This is a genomic window from Aquimarina litoralis, assembly GCF_039523995.1.
GTDB lineage: Bacteria > Bacteroidota > Bacteroidia > Flavobacteriales > Flavobacteriaceae > Aquimarina > Aquimarina litoralis.
On record NZ_BAAAGE010000001.1, the window covers coordinates 1,175,506 to 1,194,619 of the forward strand.

The 19,114-nt window shown below is 31.7% G+C and carries 20 protein-coding genes; 14 read left to right on the top strand and 6 right to left on the bottom strand.

The window, feature by feature from the left end; all coding sequences use genetic code 11:
• Positions 1–2: 2 nt before the first annotated feature.
• Positions 3–2,411: a TonB-dependent receptor gene (locus tag ABD077_RS04655; protein ID WP_343910948.1), complete on the top strand. Its 2,409-nt coding sequence runs from the start codon at positions 3–5 to the stop codon at positions 2,409–2,411.
• Between the two features lie 15 nt (positions 2,412–2,426).
• A complete protein-coding gene (locus ABD077_RS04660; RefSeq protein ID WP_343910950.1) occupies positions 2,427–3,080 on the top strand; it encodes an HAD family hydrolase in 654 nt (217 codons plus the stop codon).
• Between the two features lie 4 nt (positions 3,081–3,084).
• Here ABD077_RS04660 and ABD077_RS04665 read toward each other — a convergent pair whose 3' ends face one another.
• From ABD077_RS04665 to ABD077_RS04685, 5 genes are all read right to left on the bottom strand, one after another.
• A complete protein-coding gene (locus tag ABD077_RS04665) occupies positions 3,085–3,573 on the bottom strand; it encodes a nuclear transport factor 2 family protein (RefSeq protein WP_343910952.1) in 489 nt (162 codons plus the stop codon).
• 6 nt (positions 3,574–3,579) lie between these two features.
• On the bottom strand, positions 3,580–4,161 hold the full coding sequence (locus ABD077_RS04670) for a hypothetical protein (protein ID WP_343910954.1): 582 nt from the start codon (positions 4,159–4,161) through the stop codon (positions 3,580–3,582).
• Between the two features lie 139 nt (positions 4,162–4,300).
• The gene (locus tag ABD077_RS04675; protein ID WP_343910956.1) at positions 4,301–4,747 is read right to left on the bottom strand and encodes a nuclear transport factor 2 family protein; all 447 of its coding nucleotides are present in this window, start codon (positions 4,745–4,747) and stop codon (positions 4,301–4,303) included.
• Positions 4,748–4,830: 83 nt separating this feature from the next.
• Positions 4,831–5,409, bottom strand: a complete 579-nt coding sequence (locus ABD077_RS04680; RefSeq protein ID WP_343910958.1) for a Crp/Fnr family transcriptional regulator — start codon at positions 5,407–5,409, stop codon at positions 4,831–4,833.
• A 71-nt stretch (positions 5,410–5,480) separates the two neighbouring features.
• Positions 5,481–6,887 carry a hypothetical protein gene (locus ABD077_RS04685; RefSeq protein ID WP_343910960.1) on the bottom strand — a complete coding sequence of 469 codons (1,407 nt, stop codon included), beginning with the start codon at positions 6,885–6,887 and terminating at the stop codon, positions 5,481–5,483.
• A gap of 93 nt (positions 6,888–6,980) precedes the next feature.
• Between ABD077_RS04685 and ABD077_RS04690 the strand changes: the two genes are divergently transcribed.
• The 12 genes from ABD077_RS04690 (at position 6,981) to ABD077_RS04745 (ending at position 17,849) form a co-directional block, all read left to right on the top strand.
• The gene (locus ABD077_RS04690) at positions 6,981–7,343 is read left to right on the top strand and encodes a VOC family protein (protein ID WP_299610841.1); all 363 of its coding nucleotides are present in this window, start codon (positions 6,981–6,983) and stop codon (positions 7,341–7,343) included.
• Positions 7,344–7,469: 126 nt separating this feature from the next.
• Positions 7,470–8,135 carry a DUF2461 domain-containing protein gene (locus ABD077_RS04695; protein WP_343910961.1) on the top strand — a complete coding sequence of 222 codons (666 nt, stop codon included), beginning with the start codon at positions 7,470–7,472 and terminating at the stop codon, positions 8,133–8,135.
• The gene (locus ABD077_RS04700) at positions 8,135–8,497 is read left to right on the top strand and encodes a TfoX/Sxy family protein (protein WP_343910963.1); all 363 of its coding nucleotides are present in this window, start codon (positions 8,135–8,137) and stop codon (positions 8,495–8,497) included. The genes ABD077_RS04695 and ABD077_RS04700 overlap by 1 nt, the downstream gene beginning before the upstream one ends.
• A 78-nt stretch (positions 8,498–8,575) precedes the next feature.
• Complete coding sequence (locus ABD077_RS04705; protein WP_343910965.1) at positions 8,576–9,790, top strand: ABC transporter permease; 1,215 nt, start codon at positions 8,576–8,578, stop codon at positions 9,788–9,790.
• Complete coding sequence (locus tag ABD077_RS04710; RefSeq protein ID WP_343910967.1) at positions 9,787–10,455, top strand: ABC transporter ATP-binding protein; 669 nt, start codon at positions 9,787–9,789, stop codon at positions 10,453–10,455. The genes ABD077_RS04705 and ABD077_RS04710 overlap by 4 nt, the downstream gene beginning before the upstream one ends.
• A 27-nt stretch (positions 10,456–10,482) precedes the next feature.
• Positions 10,483–10,869 (top strand): thiol-disulfide oxidoreductase DCC family protein, encoded by a 387-nt coding sequence (locus ABD077_RS04715; RefSeq protein ID WP_343910969.1) that lies wholly within the window; start codon positions 10,483–10,485, stop codon positions 10,867–10,869.
• 77 nt (positions 10,870–10,946) lie between these two features.
• Positions 10,947–12,671: a helix-turn-helix domain-containing protein gene (locus ABD077_RS04720; RefSeq protein WP_343910971.1), complete on the top strand. Its 1,725-nt coding sequence runs from the start codon at positions 10,947–10,949 to the stop codon at positions 12,669–12,671.
• A gap of 157 nt (positions 12,672–12,828) precedes the next feature.
• Positions 12,829–12,987 (top strand): hypothetical protein, encoded by a 159-nt coding sequence (locus tag ABD077_RS04725; RefSeq protein ID WP_343910973.1) that lies wholly within the window; start codon positions 12,829–12,831, stop codon positions 12,985–12,987.
• Between the two features lie 216 nt (positions 12,988–13,203).
• Positions 13,204–13,356, top strand: a complete 153-nt coding sequence (locus ABD077_RS04730) for a hypothetical protein (RefSeq protein ID WP_155839727.1) — start codon at positions 13,204–13,206, stop codon at positions 13,354–13,356.
• Positions 13,357–13,492: 136 nt separating this feature from the next.
• A complete protein-coding gene (locus tag ABD077_RS04735; protein WP_343910977.1) occupies positions 13,493–14,713 on the top strand; it encodes a lanthionine synthetase C family protein in 1,221 nt (406 codons plus the stop codon).
• 17 nt (positions 14,714–14,730) lie between these two features.
• Positions 14,731–16,965 carry a lantibiotic dehydratase family protein gene (locus ABD077_RS04740; RefSeq protein WP_343910979.1) on the top strand — a complete coding sequence of 745 codons (2,235 nt, stop codon included), beginning with the start codon at positions 14,731–14,733 and terminating at the stop codon, positions 16,963–16,965.
• On the top strand, positions 16,965–17,849 hold the full coding sequence (locus tag ABD077_RS04745) for a thiopeptide-type bacteriocin biosynthesis protein (RefSeq protein WP_343910981.1): 885 nt from the start codon (positions 16,965–16,967) through the stop codon (positions 17,847–17,849). The genes ABD077_RS04740 and ABD077_RS04745 overlap by 1 nt, the downstream gene beginning before the upstream one ends.
• A 113-nt stretch (positions 17,850–17,962) precedes the next feature.
• Here ABD077_RS04745 and ABD077_RS04750 read toward each other — a convergent pair.
• Positions 17,963–19,114: T9SS type A sorting domain-containing protein (locus ABD077_RS04750; protein WP_343910983.1), on the bottom strand; the 1,152-nt coding region annotated here is incomplete at its 5' end.

Here is a 19,114-nt window from a genome sequence, read left to right on the forward strand (position 1 = left end):
CAATGCGTTTATTTTTTGTTGTTGTATTCACCTTACTTTTTTTACAGGAAAGTGCTTCTCAAAGTATTACTGTGCTTAGTAGAGCAAATGGTCAGCCTATTCCTAGTGTTACAATACACAACAAATCAAAATCAAAAACTGCAATAACTGATTTTGATGGAGTGGCGGATATTTCTTCTTTTTCCGAAGACGAAAAATTATATTTTGTGCATATTTCACATATTACAACAACCGCCACAAAAGCAGAAATAGTTGCATCTTCAAACATGTTTTATATGGAGGTTGACGAAAACCAATTGTCAGAAGTGGTTATTTCAGTCTCCAAATGGGAACAGGATAAGAAAGATGTTACTCAAAAAATTGTTAGTATTACCTCTGATGAAATAGCTTTTTCTACTCCTCAAACATCTGCGGATTTATTACAAAATAGTGGTCAAGTATTTATACAAAAAAGTCAATTAGGAGGCGGGAGTCCAATTATACGTGGTTTTTCTACCAATAGGTTATTGCTTACGGTGGATGGAGTGCGAATGAATAATGCAATTTTTAGAGGGGGAAATGTTCAAAATGTAATTTCGGTGGATCCTTTTACAATAGATCGTACAGAAGTTATTCTAGGGCCTGGATCGGTGGTGTATGGTAGTGATGCTGTTGGAGGAGTTATGAATTTTTATACGGCACAACCGAAGTTTGCAATTAGTGGTAAAAATAAGCTGAGTGGTAATGCTATCATGAGATATGCTAGCGCAAGTAATGAGAAAACAGGACATGTTGACTTTAATATTGGGTTAGAAAAATGGGCTTTTCTAACAAGTGTAAGCTATACGGATTTTGATGATCTAAAAATGGGAAGTCATGGACCAGATGACTATTTAAGAACGGAATTCGTAGAAACGATTAATGGGGTTGATACTATTGTTCAAAATGATGATCCGAAGACACAGGTTTCTACAGGATATGATCAAATTAATTTTTTGCAAAAAGTACATTTCATTCCTAATGAAAGATGGGATATCAATGCAGGATTTATTTATACAGCAACATCTGATTATCCGAGATACGACCGTTTGATTAGACGTAGCGATGATCATTTAAGGTCTGCAGAGTGGTTTTATGGACCACAAAAATGGTTGATGGGAAACCTTCAATTAACCTACAAGTGGAAAAATACATTTTATAATAAACTAAAATTCACGGCTGTATACCAAAACTTTCAGGAGAGTAGGAATGATAGAGATTTTGGAGACGTGATTTTGTCAAGAACAAAAGAAAATGTGGATGCTTATTCTGCAAATCTTGATTTTGAGAAAATATTTAATGATAAAACAACCATGCATTATGGATTGGAGTATATTTTAAATCAAGTGTCTTCTGAAGGTTCAGAATTCAATATTTCTACGAATGAGTTGGTGGCTGCACCATCCAGATATCCAGATGGATCTACTTGGCAATCTATTGCAGCTTATGTAAGTCTAAAAAGTAAGCTAAGTGAAAAATTAAGATTTCAAGGTGGATTGCGATATAATAGAATTATTCTGTATTCGGAGTTTGATGATTCTTTTTTCGATTTTCCATTTACCGAAGCTAATTTGGACACTGAAGCTTTTACTGGTACAGCTGGTTTTAGTTGGCTTCCGAATGATCTTTTGCATTGGAAATTAAACTTTTCTACAGCTTTTAGAGCTCCTAATATTGATGATGTAGGTAAGATTTTTGATTCTGAGCCAGGATCAGTAGTCGTTCCTAATCCAGATTTAGAGCCAGAGTATGCGTACAATGGGGAACTAGGATTAACTGCAAATGTGGGGAAAAATTTTAAGATTGATTTAGCAACTTATTATACTCAATTGGATAATGCTTTGGTACGAAGAGATTTTTCTCTTAATGGCGAAACAGAAATTTTGTTTGGAGGAGAGTTGAGTAATGTACAGGCTATTCAAAATGCAGCGAATGCTCAAGTTTATGGGTTTGAGGCAGGGTTTCGTTATGATTTTGCTAAAAATTTAAATCTGGCGGCAAAATATACCTTTACAGGTGGAGAAGAAGAGTTGGATGATGGGTCAGTTTCGCCCTCGAGACATGTAGCTCCACAATTTGGAAGTACCAATCTAACCTATGATAATCATAAATGGATGATCGATCTTTCTGCAGTTTACAACGGTCAGTTTGATTTTGAAGACTTAGCACCTTCACAACAAAATAATGCTTTTTTATACGCATTGGACGAAAATGGAAATCCTTATTCGCCATCGTGGTATACGCTAAATGTTCGCTCTAGGTATCAATTTACAAAGAGTTTACAAGCTACTTTTACTATTGAAAATATTACTGATCAACGATACAGACCTTATTCTTCTGGAATCGCTGGTGCTGGTAGAAATTTTATTGCTTCCTTAAAATATTCGTTGTAGACTAAAGCATACATTTTGAAAGACACATTATACATTTTTGATATCGATGGAACACTTACAGATAGCGTTCCTATGTACTTGATTTCTGTTACTAAGGCGATGCAAGCTTTAGGAATTGTTGATATAGATACTGATTACAATAATTATAAACATCATACAGATAGTTATGCATTGCGTTATAATTATGAACGTAATTTTAATAAGAGTGTACCTAAGGATTTGCTTGATAAATTTGAAGATAACCTGATATCAGCAATGAACGATTTTGATCCTGTAAAGGAGATTAGTGGTGCAAAAGAATTGATAGATAGATTTAGAGGTGACAATATTCCGTTTTGTTTTGCAACAGGAGCATTACCGAAACCTGCCTTACAGAAATTAAATCAATGTGATATATGGTGCGATGAGCGATTATTAGCTACTTCTAAGACGCATGAGTCAAGAGAAGGATTTGTGAAAGATGCTATAGAAAGGGCAAAATCTTTTTATGATAAAACAGATTTTGTAAATATCGTTTCGCTAGGTGATGGTCTGTGGGATTTAAAAACGGCACAAAACTTATCTTTAGATTTTGTTGGAATAGGAGACAAGAATAAGAGAAAGCTTATCGATAATGGAGCTACTCAATGTTATCCAAATTTAGTGGAGTTTATTAAAGAGTTGTTTTAAAGTCTTATTGCGCTCTTAGTTTTTTCATTAATTCAGCGTCAAAATTTTTCTTAAGAAGGGTAATTTCTTTTACATTTTCATTTGGTATCGCTATCGAAAGAACATAATGTTTAATTTTCCATCCTTTGCTAGTTTTTTCTAAAACACCACTACCTCTACAAATACCCATTTGGGTGTCTAATAATTCATCAAACCATGCTAGATTAGAGTTTGACTGAACGAAAATGTTTCTTTCAAGTGTGCTGAAACTCCATGCTTTTCCTTTGTTAAAATATGGTTTTGAAAAAGCTTTAAATGAGGTCAAATCCCAGTTTTCTGTGGGATCAGTACCAATAAATATTGCATCTTCTGTCATTAGGGAAAAATAGTTGTCAAAAGATGCATCAGCAGCAGCCTTATGCCATTGTTCTAATACCTTATCAATTTGCTCTTTTTCCTGGGCAAAACCATAAAACGAAACAACAAATAATAAGTAAAGGATAATTTTTTTCATGGTATATTATTCTTCAATTTCAATAATGTCTTCTTCAGGGTTTTCAATAGAATCTCTTAGAATGTCTCGCTCTCTTAACAACTCTTTTTCGATATTCTCCGGAATGGCAAGAGATAATTCATTTAACTGTATTATCAGACTATTGTATGCAGTAATTAGTCTAATATTAGCGTTTATTAATTTCTGCGAATCTTGTTTTTTATTTTCGCTTAGTTGCAAAAGTAGACCCGATTCTGTAGCTAAAACGGCGATACGAGAAATAATGGTATTTACTTTAAGATCTTCAGAAATATTTTCTTTAAAATTTTGAACCATTAAATTCATGCTATCAGCATACTTTCTAACATAAAAAGGATTAGATTCTTTCATGGATACAACCAAGTTTTTAAGGTTTTGAAAATCTTCAAAACTTTCTAAGTTTTTAGACGCTTCTGGAGACAATTTTAAAACATCAATAGTAGCCTTTTCTTTAGATAAACTATCTAGTTGGATAATTTCTTTTTCTTCCTGGATAGTGTTGGTATTTTCTTTTTTGCATCCTGTACAGAAAATAGTAAGAATACATAATGTAGAAAGCAATGATCTCATCGTGTAATTTTCAATAACAGACCAAAAATAGGGAATATCGTCGCAACTAAAAATTAAAAGCCTTAAGTATATCTGCCTAAGGCTTAAAACTATGAAGTCTATGAATACTTTCGTTTTAGTTAAGAGTGATGAGAACGTTTCATGAATTAGGGTTTTGTATAGTGAGATCAGAAATGATTTGCCAAGAGTTTTCTTGATTTTTTACCAGCAAAAAAGTCACTTGCATACTGTTTTCGGGAGCTTCTAGTAGTGAAATTACTGTCGCAGAATGTTCTTTAATATCTAGATGTAAAATAGAGGTTTTATAGGATGTTCCACCAATTTTCTTTTGATTCATCAATGAAATATATCCAGCTCTTGAAATGACAGCTGTTTTATCAGAAGTAGGATATCGATTTACCACAACTCGAAAGTCTGTGTGTAGAATTTTATCAAACATAGCTGTGTTGCGTTGCATTCCTGCGGTTACAAATTTTTCTACAACAGTTTTAATTTCGTTTTCCATAACTTCTTCGTTAGTTTGAGATTTACAATCGGCCGTACATAAACATATAATACAGGCCATAATTCGTGTTAAAGTTTTCATTAGTATCAATTTTTAGAATTTTAAACGGTGTGAAACTAAGTATACGGAAGCAGGATTTTTGTGACGATGATCACAAAATGTAATTAGAGCATTCTTCTTCGAATTCTGCTCAGAGTTTCTCTAGCTATGCCAATATAAGATGCTAAATATTGAATTGGTATTTGCTGAATAAGTTCTGGATTGTGTTCTAATAAATATTTATATCGATCTTCGGGTTTCAGCGATGTTAGCATTGTTGTAAAGGTGTGCTGCTCACTTAATAAATGTTCGAGTAGTTTTCTTCCTAAACGTTCAAAGGATATTGATTTGTCATAGAGTTGTAAAAGTTCTGTTCTCTTAATAAAAAAACCTTCTGTATTACTAATGGCTACAATATTTTTGTTGGAAGTGTTTTGAGAAGCCAGGCTGGATATTTCTGTGGCAAAATTAGATACACTAAAAAAAGAAGTGTAAATCTCTTTAGTGTTAATGAGCTCGTATAGGCCCAAAATGCCCTTGGTAACAAATAAAATCCCATGATTGTATTGCCCGTTTTGTAGTAGAAATTCCTTTTTTGCTAATGTTTTGTATTCAGAAATTTTTAAAAATTCTTTAAACTCTTTGTCCGTGAGTTTATGAAAGTTATGAAGAGTGGTTTTGAGAAGATTAATAGCATCGTCCATACTACGTAAACGTACTTTTGTTTTGTGTAAAGCACTAAGGTATTGTTTTAAAAAAAAGAACACAACATTACTTATAAAGAATATAATTCGTATTTCTGCTCAATCCATTGGTTGAAATTGATATAACCTAATATGAAATTTGGTATGGGGTTTTTCTTTAGTTCTAAAGCTAACTCCCCAAAAGCATCCTTCTTTGCTTTTTCAGGAAGTTCGACAGTTTTGCTTAAAAGTTTTAACAAGAGCTTTTCATAGACTTCTATGTTTTTTTTCTTTTTAATATGTTTTTTTAGTGCATCTATCAAATATCTCATAGAAAATCCATTTCCTAGTTCGTAGTGTGTTAAAAGGTTGAGCCAGTAGGTGTAGGTGATAAGGTCTTTACGGTCTTTTTTTGTCATATTGTTTAGAATGTCATTGATCCAGTGAAGAGATTTCTGAAAATCTCTTTTTTGAAAGTAGATGTTGGCAAACTGAAATCTAAAAGAAAGCCAATAATTATCTGGAATTACATTTTTGTTTTCCTCTATAAAACCATGAATATTTTCTATAACCTCTTGTGTGTTGTGAATGTCCTTTAGGTTTCTGTGAATTTCTAATTCTATATTGTACAGCCGAAGTTTTTCCTTAATTAATGAAGCGGAATTTACTGTAATTTCTGATGCTTTTTGTTTTAAGAATAATATTCTAACAAATGCTTCTTTATATAGTTTTTCAAAGACAAGATATCCTAGATAATTATTGTAGACAGAGAAATATGTGGTAAAGTATTCTTTAAGCAATTCTGGCTGTTGTTCCCATTCTTTGATCAGTTTTTCTATGAGTTGTTTTGCCTTTTTTGGATTGTTGGAGGCAAGATGTTTTCTGTATAAATGAAGTGCTTTTAGCGTTTTGTTCTGTAGATGATTTGTTTTTTTGTGAGATAAAGACGCGTTTATGGGGTCTGTATTGGCTAATAAAAGATTGATATAGTTGGTTGTGGAGTCTAAACATTGTTTCTGCTCTGTGATAATATCTTTTAAGGTTTCGAAATCTTGAGGATGTAAGGCTTGATAAACTTTTCTTTTCCAATCTTTTATTTGAAAAAGCAATACATTTTGTTGAAAGTTGATGGCTTTTTTTTCTGCTCTTTTTAATTCACTATTGCAAATAGTATATAATCCTTTGTGAAATAAAATTTCGACATTCTTAATAATGCTGATTAATTCAGCTTGTATGGAGATTTTGGCGTGATAGTTTCTAAGAGATTGGAGAACACGTTGTTTTAGGTAGTTCTTTATGGTTGTTAGCTGGTTTATAAAAGCTTTGTCGGAGAATTGTGTTTTGATTAATGTTTCATCATAGGTCTTTTGCGCTTCTATGGCATCAAAAAGCAATAGGTATTCAGTGTCTTCTCCTCCTTTGGAACTTAGTCGAAAATAACGCTTCTCACTTTTTGTCAATGACTTAATTAAATAGAATAATTCTTCGTTTTTTTTCATTTTAGAAACCTATGTTTTTTCAAAAATAATACTTTTTTTCATGATTCTTATCGTATACCTTTGAGAGAATCTTAATCAATACTTTATTTTATTATGTCAAATGCAATTAGCTGGTTTGAAATACCTAGCACCAATTTTGAAAGAGCTGTAAAATTTTACAATGAGCTTTTAGATGTAGAACTACAACCCATGGAGATGGAATTTAAAATGGCGTTTTTTCCATACAAAGATGGTGGAGTAGGTGGCTGTGTTACGCATGGAAACGGAAATACACCATCACAAGAAGGTACATTTGCCTATCTTAATGGTGGAGATGATCTTTCCATTCCTTTAGCGAGAGTAGAAAAAGCTGGAGGAAAGATTTTAATGCCTAAAACTTCTATAGGAGAAAATGGTTTTATGGCAATTTTTCTAGATACAGAAGGAAATAGGGTTGCATTTCATTCTATGCAATAAACTATTTAATATTCCTAAAACTATCTAGAGATTTATACTATCCAACGGAAGTTCAATAAGAAATTCAGAATGTTTATGTTACTCTAGATAGTGTTTTGCTATATTTAATAACCGATACATTAGACGATGCAATATTTCACACAAGACTTTGTAGAATTTTTTAAGGAATTAGAATTTAATAATCATAAAGAGTGGTTTCATGCCAATAAAAAGAGATATGAAGCAAGTGTAAAGAGACCTTTTGAGATTTTTGTGAGTAAAATGATTCAAGAAATACAGAAGTACGACCCTACATTGCAAATTGATGCTAAAGATTGTGTACTACGTATAAACAGAGATATTCGTTTTTCGGAAGATAAATCACCGTATAATTTACATTACACGGCCTTTATATCTAAGGGTGGACGAAAAGATAAAAGTGTTCCAGGTTTGTTTTTGCGATTGTCACCTATTATGGTTGGAGTTATGGGAGGATGTTTTGGTATTACAAAGGAACAATTGTTTAATCTAAGAACTAAGATCAGTGATAATCCTAAAGATTTTAGAAAACTAATTGAAGAAAAACATTTTGTTGAGAGATTTGGAGAAATCAAAGGGAGAGCAATAAAGCGAATTCCAAAAGAATGGAAAGAAGCCTACAAAATTGAACCATTAATAGGGAACAAACAATTCTATTTTGTTGGAGAAGAACCATCTTCATTAATTATAAGTGAATCTCTGATTGATAAATTAATGGAATATTGGAAGATAATGCGTCCTGTAAATGAGTATTTAACTAAAGCAATTCAGTAATGGCGTATAGTGAGTTCCTTTCGGATCGGATTCATCAGATTTTTAAAGACAAAAGAACAAATTTCTATACCAAAAGAATGATGGGAGGTCTTTGTTTTATGGTAGATGATAAAATGTGTTGTGGAATTCATTTTGATAAAAAGAAGGAAACCGATTTATTAATGGCAAGAATAGGAGAAGAAGCCTATGCTATTGCTATCAACAGAACTGGGTGTTATCCAATGGATTTTACAGGAAGACCAATGAAAGGATATGTTTTTGTAACTCCAGAAGGTTTTGATATGGACGAAGATCTTGAATATTGGATACAATTATGTCTAGATTTTAATCCTTTAGCCAAGAGTAGTAAGAAGAAGAAATAGGTATGAAAAGTTTCTAAAATGCTATTTTATTATAGATAGTCTTTGTAATTGTTAAAGTTCGATAGCGACCTATTGCATATGTCTAAAACAATCTTTACTAAAACAAACGTATTTATTGCAATGCAGTATCTTTTTGCTAGGAAAAAACAGAGTTTTTTGGCAATGATTGGTGTGTTGTTAGGAGTAACTACTTTCATAGTGATGATTAACTTTATGACTGGAGTGAATGATTTTTTAGATGATGCTGTTTTTAATGGAAGTCCTGATATAATTATTAGTAAGGATGTAGAAAAACCGAACGCTAATTCGATATTAAGTCAAGGAAGCTTTTTAGACAACTATGATAAAATCGACTCTTTTTTAAAGGATAAGAATAATGTGCAAGGTTTTGCGCATCAAATAATCTCTCCAGCAATTTTAATAAGTGATGCTAAGCAACTTCCTGGCAGTATTAATGGAGTTTTTCCGACTCAGGAAGATACTATGGTCGATCTCGAAAGAAGATTGATAGAAGGAAAAGGGTTTCAGAGTTTATCTGCAAAAAATACCATCCTTATCGGTATAAGCTTGGCAAAAAGATTGCAAGTTTCTGTTGGGGATTCTATTAAAATGATTCTTCCTAATGGTAAAAATCAACAATTAGAAGTTTCAGGAATATTTAGTTTTGGGATTACCACAATTGATAACGTACGAACTTATACCTCTGCGGAAACATTACAACGTTTATTAGGTCAGAAGAATCATATCACTAATATTCACATTAAATTGAAGGATAGGGATGATGTGAGTATCAAAGATGATTTGGTTCAAAAATTTCAGGGGATAACTACAGAAGATTGGAAGGATAATAATAAAACTATTGTCATTGGTAATAAAGTAAGAGACATTCTAACATGGTCAGTTTCTTTTGCATTGCTTTTGGTTGCAGGATTTGGGATTTATAATATTCTAAATATCACCGTAATTCAGAAAAGAAAGGATATTGCCGTTTTGAAAACCGTTGGGTATTCTAGCAATGATATTGTATTTATCTTTTTGCTGCAATCTATTATTATTGGTGTGTTAGGGGCATTTTTAGGCATCTTATTTGGATATTGTATTAGTTATTTATTATCTACAACTCCCTTGGATACTTCGGATTTTATTATTGTGGAAACGTATCCTATTAACTTTAAGGTTTTTTACTACGTTTTGGGATTTTTCTTTGGTGTTTTGACAACTGCTTTCGCTGGATATTTCCCATCTAAAAAAGCGAGTAAAGTGGATCCAGTAACGATTATAAGAGGAATATGATTTTAAAAGCTAAACAGATCAATAAATATTTTACAGAACCAGAAAAGCATCAGGTTTTACACGATGTTTCTTTATCAATTTCTGAAGGCGAGTTAGTATCTGTATTTGGTGAGTCTGGAAGCGGTAAATCTACCTTATTATATATTTTGTCTACGTTAGATACTGATTTTGATGGTGATCTAACAATATATGATCACAAAATTAAAAGGTTAACTGCTTCGCAATTAATTGATTTTAGGAATAAACATATTGGTTTTGTATATCAATTTCATTATTTACTTCCAGAGTTTAATGTCCTTCAGAATGTAATGTTGCCTGCCATGAAGCTTTCCTTAAAAAGTAAAAAGGAGATAGAATATGATGCTATGAGTTTATTAGCCGAAGTGGGTATGAAATCCTTTGCTAAACGCCCTGCATATCAACTTTCTGGTGGACAACAACAGCGAGTAGCTATTGCAAGAGCTTTAATAAATAATCCTTCATTAATTGTTGCAGATGAACCTACTGGAAATTTAGACCAAAAAAACTCAGAATTAATATTCGATTTGCTTAAAGAAATTACAGGAACCAAAAATAAAGCTGTAGTAATTGCCACCCATAATTCTAAAATTTATCATAATTCTGATAGAAGTATTGAAATGATTGATGGAGTTATACGACTATGATCGTATAAAAACTTAAAAATCAATAAAATGGAAACTTCTTTTAATAAAAGTATTGTGATTTTCGATGGTGAGTGCAATTTATGTAATGGTGTTGTAGGTTGGTTGATGAAATTTGCTCCGAAAGATCTTTTCCATTTTACTCCTTTTCAATCTCCTCAAGGCCAAGAATTATTAAAAAAACACGGCTACCCAACTGAAAGGTTAGATACCGTGATTTTAATAGATGAAAATGGAGCACATACACACTCTGATGGTTTTATTAAGATAGTCTCTAAAATTCCAAAGTGGAAACGAGTAGCAGCCCTGTTAGCCTTTGTTCCCAGAATGATACGCGATGGAATTTATAAATTAGCTTCTCGCAACAGAGTAAAGTGGTTTGGACAGTCTACCAGTTGCACAATTAACTTTAGATAATTTTTTACTTCACTTCGCTATTGAAGGTCAATTAAAAAGAATTGCTACATTTGGATGATCACACAATACAATTCTGAATGAGCTTTTTTGTTAATAGGTATACACGAAGATGTATATTTTATTGGATGTTATTGTCTACTTTTTGGCTAAGTGCGCAGAAGGAAGAAATTATAGGAATAGATACAATCCAAAACAAAAGTATTGATCAACTAGTAGACTTGATTAAAAACTCTAGAAGGGAAAAAGCTTCTGTTTATGAAAATATATTAAAAAGCAAAAACATTTCAGGTAACGATCTTTCTGAGATTTATATCGATATTGGATACAATTTTTATAGAAAAGAAGAATCAGAAATAAGTATTTCATATTTTCAAAAAGCTATTGATGTAGCAAAAAGCAATTCGGATAATGAAACCCTCTCTAATGCATACTTAAAATTAGGAAATTCCTATTTACAAGATTGGCAAAATCAAAAAGCCTTAGATACCTATCATCAAGTGTTGCAAATGGCACAAGAACGAGGGAATCTTAAAAAAGAAATTGTTGCCAAGTCTAATATAGCTATTGTGTTACGAAGAATGAATCAATTAGAAAAAGCATTGGAAGATTGCAGAAGCTTATTGAATTTCATAGACAGAACATCATATAAGAATAAGAAAAATCATGTAAACGTACTAACTATAATAAGTGAGGTGTTTTTAGATTTAGAACAGTTCGATTCAGTTCTGAAATATGCGGATAAAGGTATAGCTATTAGTGCACCTTTAAATTATGAAATAGGGATAGCAGATTTATATACCAAAAAAGGGATTGTTTTTTTTAAAAGAAAGGACTATGATCAAGCCTTAAGTTTTTTTTACAACGCGGAAAAAATCTTAAATGAATTAGAAGTTAACGATAGATCGAATCAAAGAATTAATGTAAATTATTTTCTAGCAAGTTATTTCTATGAAAAAGAATCCTATGAAAAAACGGTTGCTTATTTATTAAAAACAATAAATGCTTTAAAAGAAAATGATCTTAGGAAAAATAGGGTAATTGATGCGCATATGCTACTTGCAAAAAGCTACAAGGAAATTGGAAATATAGATGCTTCTGTATTATGGTTTTCTAAACATCAGGAACTACAAGATCAATTTCAGAAAGATAAAGATAAGACTGTTCACAAAATCTTTGATCAAAGTACACAACAACTAGATAATAAAATTAGAAAGCTTGAAAATAAACAAGAAAAAGAACAAAAGCTTAAGAGCTATATTTTGTGGGCTTTAGTCGTGGTAGTATTATCCCTCATTTTTATACTAATTACATATTTTAGAAAGCAAAAAGCTAATAAGAAAGTTTTTAACGAATTGATTCAAAAAATTTCCGACTTTGAATTGAAAGAAAAACAAGAAAATATTGAAAGTAAAGAGTCTACTAAGGAAATTATTATCGATGATGAAAAAATTGATGCAGTTTTAAAAGGATTAGATAAACTAGAAAATCAAGAGTATTTTTTGAGTGTTGACTGCAACCTAAGATCGATAGCAAAAAAGGTGAAAACAAATGCTACCTATCTTTCTAGAATCATTAATAACTATAAGGGGAAAAGTTTTAACGATTATATAAACGATTTAAGAATTGATTATGTATTGAAACGACTTAAGAATGATAAGAAATTCAGATCGTTTTCTATTAGTTCGATTGCTAGTGAGATTGGATATAAAAGTGATAACTCTTTCACTAAACATTTTAAAGCAAAAACAGGTCTAAATCCTTCTTATTATATTAAGAATATAGAGAAATTGCCCGCAAATTAGTCAAAGGGATAAATTGGCTATATAAAATACCGCATTTTGTTCAAAATGAGGATTACCAACTATGATTTAACCACCGTAAAAACTATATTTCTAGTATCTAACAATTATTTATTATTCGCATTTGCTTATGAATAAATAAAACACAAAACATACACTCATGAAGGATAAACAAAAAAATACGATTACGTTTAAAAAGCTAACTATAGCTAGGATCAATATGGAAGCTATGAGAAAAATACAAGGTGGAGATTGTATACCAACAGAACATGAAGGTGATTCACATGTGGTTTGTCAATCTACTCGAGAAGTATTTTAGAATTAAAAATAACTAGACACATCAAAAAGAGCTTCATTCCTGAAGCTTTTTTTATGCCTTATTTTATCTAAAATGCGGAAATTATACTTTTTTGCTGCGTTTCTCTGTGCTAATTTGGTAGAAGAACAAAATGAGAAATTGTTAACAATTCATTTTTAGCAAGGGGTAACCGAAAACCTTAGAAAAAGAGTAGGTATCTTAATTAAAATTACATTCATGAAAAAATCATTGAAAAAGTTGGAGCTTAAAAAACAAACAATTAGTGACTTAAATCTTAATAAAATCAAGGGAGGTATCGACCCTACACATTGTTGTCCTACATTAGACGCTTTTAATAGTTGTCCTCCTCCAGGAAGATATTGTTTCTAATAAAATTATGTTAGGTGCTATATTTTTTTAAAATGATTTCATAGTACCTGTCATAATACAAGTTTTTTTAATATTTTGAACGCTGAAACTGCCTTACTTTTAGGCAGTTTTTTTATAGTATATTTTAAAGAGAGAAATGAATACAGAATCTATTTTATTAGATAAGCTAGAAAAAATCAGTGCTATCCTTTCAGAAAATTATACAGATAATCAACATGTAGGTGTTTTATCTGGAATATCAGGAATTGCATTGTTTCAGTTTTATTATGCAAAATTTACTGATAATGATGCTCATGCTGATGTTGGAGTAGATATGATATCTACAGTAATCGAAAAAATAAATGAAGGCTATAGCTTTCCTACCTTTTGTACTGGGATTGCAGGTGCAGGTTGGACCATAGAATTATTGGACGATGAGGGCTTTATTGATATAGATAGTGATGAGTTATTGGCGGATTTGGATGCATATCTAAGTAGTGCGATCCTACAAATGGGAGAAAAGGATAAGTTTTATGATTTCTTACATGGAACTATAGGAATTGGTTTTTATTTCTTCAAAAGATATCAAAATACAAAATCTGAGACGTTAAAAGCCAACTATAAACTAAAACTCTTAGAGCTTATTGATTCCCTCAAACGAACAGCTATAGAGGAAGGTGATACGATGAGATGGGAAACTTCAATAAGTAAAGAAACAGCAATTATTGCTGCTAATTTAAGTTTGTCTCATGGTATGGCAAGTATTATAAACTTTTTATCACGTTTAGTAAGGTACGACGATTTTAGAGATCAGGTTATGCCAATACTTCAGAAAGCAACACAGTTTATTCTAAAATACGAAAATAATGATATGTCTTGCTCTTCATCATTCCCAAGCTGGGTTTATGATGGAATGGAGAAGAGTAGTCAAGAACGTTTGGCCTGGTGTTATGGTGATTTAGGAATTGGACTTACTTTATATAGAGTGGGGAGAGCATTGGACAATGATATAATTGCCAAAAAAGGAATAAAAACAGTAGAACAATCTTGTAAACGCAGAGATCTCGAGGAAACCAGAGTAAAAGATAATGGTTTGTGCCACGGTACTTTTGGGATGGTACAGATTTACAATTATATGTATAAAGAAACTAACAATAAGATTTTTAAGGAAACGGCAAATTTTTGGATGCAACAAGGTATTGATATGGCAACGCACATAGATGGGTATGTGGGGTATAAACAATGGTTTGGAGGAGAGGATCAAGGCTGGAGAAAGGAAATGAATTTATTAGAAGGTATCGCTGGAATAGGACTAAGTATTATTTCTTATTTGGCGACATTTGAGACAAAATGGGACGAATGTTTATTAATCAGTTAATTTGAAATTGAAAATGTATGAGCTATAAAAATTTTCCTAAATATGTTTTGCGTGCTCCCCTTTTTTCTTTTTCCTTTTTTAAGGAGTTAACTGAGGGTAATGAACTAAAAGAAGAAAAGTTAAAGGAAATATGTTCTGATGTGATTATTAAAGAAGCAATTTTTTTGGCTTCACCTTCTTTATACCATGAATTTGAAAAATGGTTAGCTGGGAATCTTACCGAAAAAATGGCTTCAGAACGTATGATGCATTCCGTATTAAAGTATTTGAGCAGAATGTCCTCCAGGTGCACGCCCTTCGGTATTTTTGCAGGAACTGCAGTAGGGAACTTTTCGGAAACTGCAAACATTACACTTTCGGATAAATCAAAAAATAATCGCCATACGCGATTAGATATGAACTATCTGGTAGCGTTATCTCAGGATATTGTAAAGGATGAAAAAATTAAAGAGCAATTACTCTTCTTCCCCAATACCAGTATCTATAAAGCTGGTAAGCAATTAAGATATGTAGAATACTCTTATATAAAGAGTAGAAGGGTTCATCATATTGTAGCAGTAGAAGACTCTGAATACTTACAAATAATATTAAAACAAGCAAGAAAGGGTGCTCTTTTAAGAGATTTAGCCAAATTATTGGTAGATGACGATATAACGATAGAAGAAGCATTGGGGTTTCTGAATCAATTGGTAGAAAGTCAGTTATTGATTAGTGAATTAGAACCCTCTTTGTCTGGACCAGAATTTTTGAACCAGATAATGCCAGTTCTACAAAGATTATCGGGAACTGAGCATATTATTTCTGAATTAGAAAATGTTCAATCTACTCTAAATCGGATTGATGAAAATATTGGGAATACTGCTAATGAGTATATAAAACTTAGTGAATCACTGAAAAAACTAGGAACAGATTTTGAATTAAAATATATGTTTCAGACAGATATGAGTTTATCTGTGGAATCGAATACCCTTAGTTATGATACAATAAGAAAAATAAGAAAGGGGCTTTCTATCATTAATAAATTAACCTTACCACCAAAAGAAACTTTTATTTCTAGATTTAGGACAGCATTTTATGAAAGATACGAAAGGAGAGAAGTTTCACTGTCTAATGCTCTGGATGTAGAACTTGGTATAGGTTTTTTGCAAGATAAAGATTCAGGGGATGTAAGTCAGATAATAGATGATCTTATTTTGCCTTATAAACCAGAGAAAGTAGTTGTAAGAGATGTAAAATGGTCATCTATTAATGAAATACTTCAGAAGAAATTAGTAAAAAGTATTAAAGAAGAGGAACCGATATTGATAGTAACTGATGAAGATTTTAATGGATTAGAAGAGAATTGGGAAGATTTACCCGATACAATTTCTACCATGGTGGAGTTGGTAAAAGAGGGTTCTGAGGAAAAAATAATAATGTCTAGTTGTGGAGGTTCGAGCGGAGCAAATTTATTGGGTAGATTTTGTCACGGAGATAAGGAGCTAAATACTTATACCCAAGAAATGATCGATATAGAGACAAAGTTGAATCCAGATAAAATTCTTGCAGAGATTGTTCATTTACCGGAATCAAGAGTTGGTAATATTTTAATGAGACCTAGTTTTAGAAAGTATGAAATACCTTATTTGGCAAAATCTATTCTAAAAGATGAAGATCAGTTGTTGTTAGATGATCTTATGATCTCAGCAACTCCAAGAGGTAAAGTGAAGCTTAGATCTAAAAAATTTGATAAAGAGGTAATACCACACTTAACAAATGCACATAATTATTCTAGTAATGCTTTACCTATTTATCAGTTTTTAGCAAATATGCAAACTCAAAATTTAAGAGGCGGAATAGGATTTGATTGGGGACCTTTTGCTGATGAATACGACTTTTTGCCTAGAGTAGAGTATAAAGATGTTATACTTTCTAGTGCAATATGGAATATATCCTCTAAAGACATTAAAGAGCTTTTAGGGGTATTAAAGGATGAAGAAAAATTCTTGGAAGAATTAAACAAATTTATTGCTGACAAGAAACTGCCTAATTTCGTGTTACTTGCAGATGGCGATAATGAGTTGCTTGTAAATACTAGAAATATAACATCAATGAAAATGTTGTTGAATACCATAAAGAAAAGAAGCAAGTTTAAGTTAAAAGAGTTTTTGCATACCGAAGATAGTATTGTAAAGAGTGGAGATAAAGCATTTACAAATCAAATTGTAGTGTCCTTTTACAACGAAAAGAAACTAAAAAATATACAGAATTAATGAACAGTATACAAAGAGCTTTTATCGTAGGTAGCGAATGGTTATACTACAAAATATATACTGGTCCCAAAACTTCAGATCTGATTCTAACAGAAATTATTAAACCGATTGCGATTCATCTTTTAGAACGAGGTGTTATTGATAAGTGGTTTTTTATTCGATATAACGATCCTAAACATCATATTAGGATTAGGTTTCATTATAACAAACCTGAAAATGTAGCTGCTGTCATCAATGCATTGTATGGAGGATTAAAAGAATTTTCTGATGAAGATTTAATCTGGAAAATACAGTTGGATACGTATCAAAGAGAGATTGAACGTTATGGGATTGATACAATGGTAGCTTCAGAAGAATTGTTTTTTCTGGATAGCAAAATGATTGTAGATTTTCTCGATTTGATCGATGGAGATGAAGGAGAAGAATTAAGGTGGTTGTTTGGTATAAGGGCAATCGACCAGTTGTTAACAGATTTTGGATATGATGAGGATCAGAAATTGGTTTTAATGGAGCGGTTAAAAACTGGTTTTGGAGCAGAGTTTGGAATGAATAAAAATCTTAAAAAGCAAATGGATAAGAAGTTTAGAAATGAGCAAGATAAGATTAAAAATTTCCTAATTCTTAGTAAAGAAACAGCTCCGGATTATATACCAATTATTGAAGTGCTTGAAGAGAAAAGCAGAAATAGCAAAGCTATAGTCGAAAGTATAAAATCTAAGGTGGATAAATTAACATTAGATGATAGGATGAGTAGTTATATTCATATGCTTATGAATAGGTTGTTTAGATCTAAAAATCGTTTGCACGAGATGGTTCTATATGATTTATTGTATCGAAATTATAAAATTGCTTGGGGTATCCGAAAGTTTAATAGTAATAAATAACATGAATAAATTGTTCTTTCAAAAATCTAACTAAAAAGAACTATGTATGTGTGTTCCGGTTTTGCGCTTTTACAAAAGAATTTTTGTATTCTACAACTTCCAAAAGGACAATTTTATTCTTTGATTATTTTTTTAGTAATAGCTGCTGTTTTAGAAAATATTTTCATTAAGTATAAACCTGAATGAAATGAAGAAATATCTATACTATTAGAAATATTACGACCATCTAATGTTTTAGAAAATATTAGTTTACCCCGAATATCATAAAATTCAATACGTTCTAATTTAAAACTTAATTCACCAGATATATTGATTATTTTTTTGGATGGTATCGGATAAACTTTAAGTCTTTCTAAGAGGTTTTCATCATTAACGCTTAAGGTGTTGTCAAAATTAATTATAAATTCTGTTAAAACTGCATTTTGATTCCCATACAGATCGCTAAAACTCCCAGGATTAATATAAACTGTAACTATTCCTGTAGTGATTGCTGTTATGGTTGCCTGATAGGAGAGACCTCCTCCAGAAAAATTACTTATTGTTCCATTATCAACAATAATATCATTCAAACCAAAATCACTAATATCTTCATCAAAATTAATTGTGATTTCAAAAGAAGAGTTAGCCGTAGGATTGCTTTCGGTAGAGGTAATACTTGCAATTGGAGGTGTATCATCTATCACTAATATATTTACACTAGATGAATTAGTACAAATGTTGGCAACGGTATGTGTAATAGTATAGGTATTCGGTACTGAATTGGTTAAGTTGATTTCTCCTGTATTACTATCTATATCTAATCCTATTGGAATTGCGGTGAAAACACCACCTGTTATCCCTGTAATAATAGGAATTGCGTTTGGAGCTGTGGTTGAAAAGGCGGAATCAGTGTATAAAAATGATGCATCATCTAGATCATTAATAGTAATCTCAAAATTAGATGAGTTAGGACAAGTTCCCGTGGTAGTATAGGTTACTACATAATCCCCAGGATCACTATTTGTAATATCAATAACTCCAGAATCAGGATCAATATCCAATCCAGTTGTGCTAGCGAATATTCCGCCCGTTAATCCTGTAATAGCAGGTGTTGTTTCGGATTGATCTTTACAGTACAAAGATTGATCATAGCTAAAGCTAGCATCATCAAGTTCAGTTATATTTACATTTACTTGACTGGAGTTAGGACAAGTTCCAGTTGTGGTATAGGTTACTACATAATCCCCAGAATCACTATTTGTAATATCAATAACTCCTGAATTAGG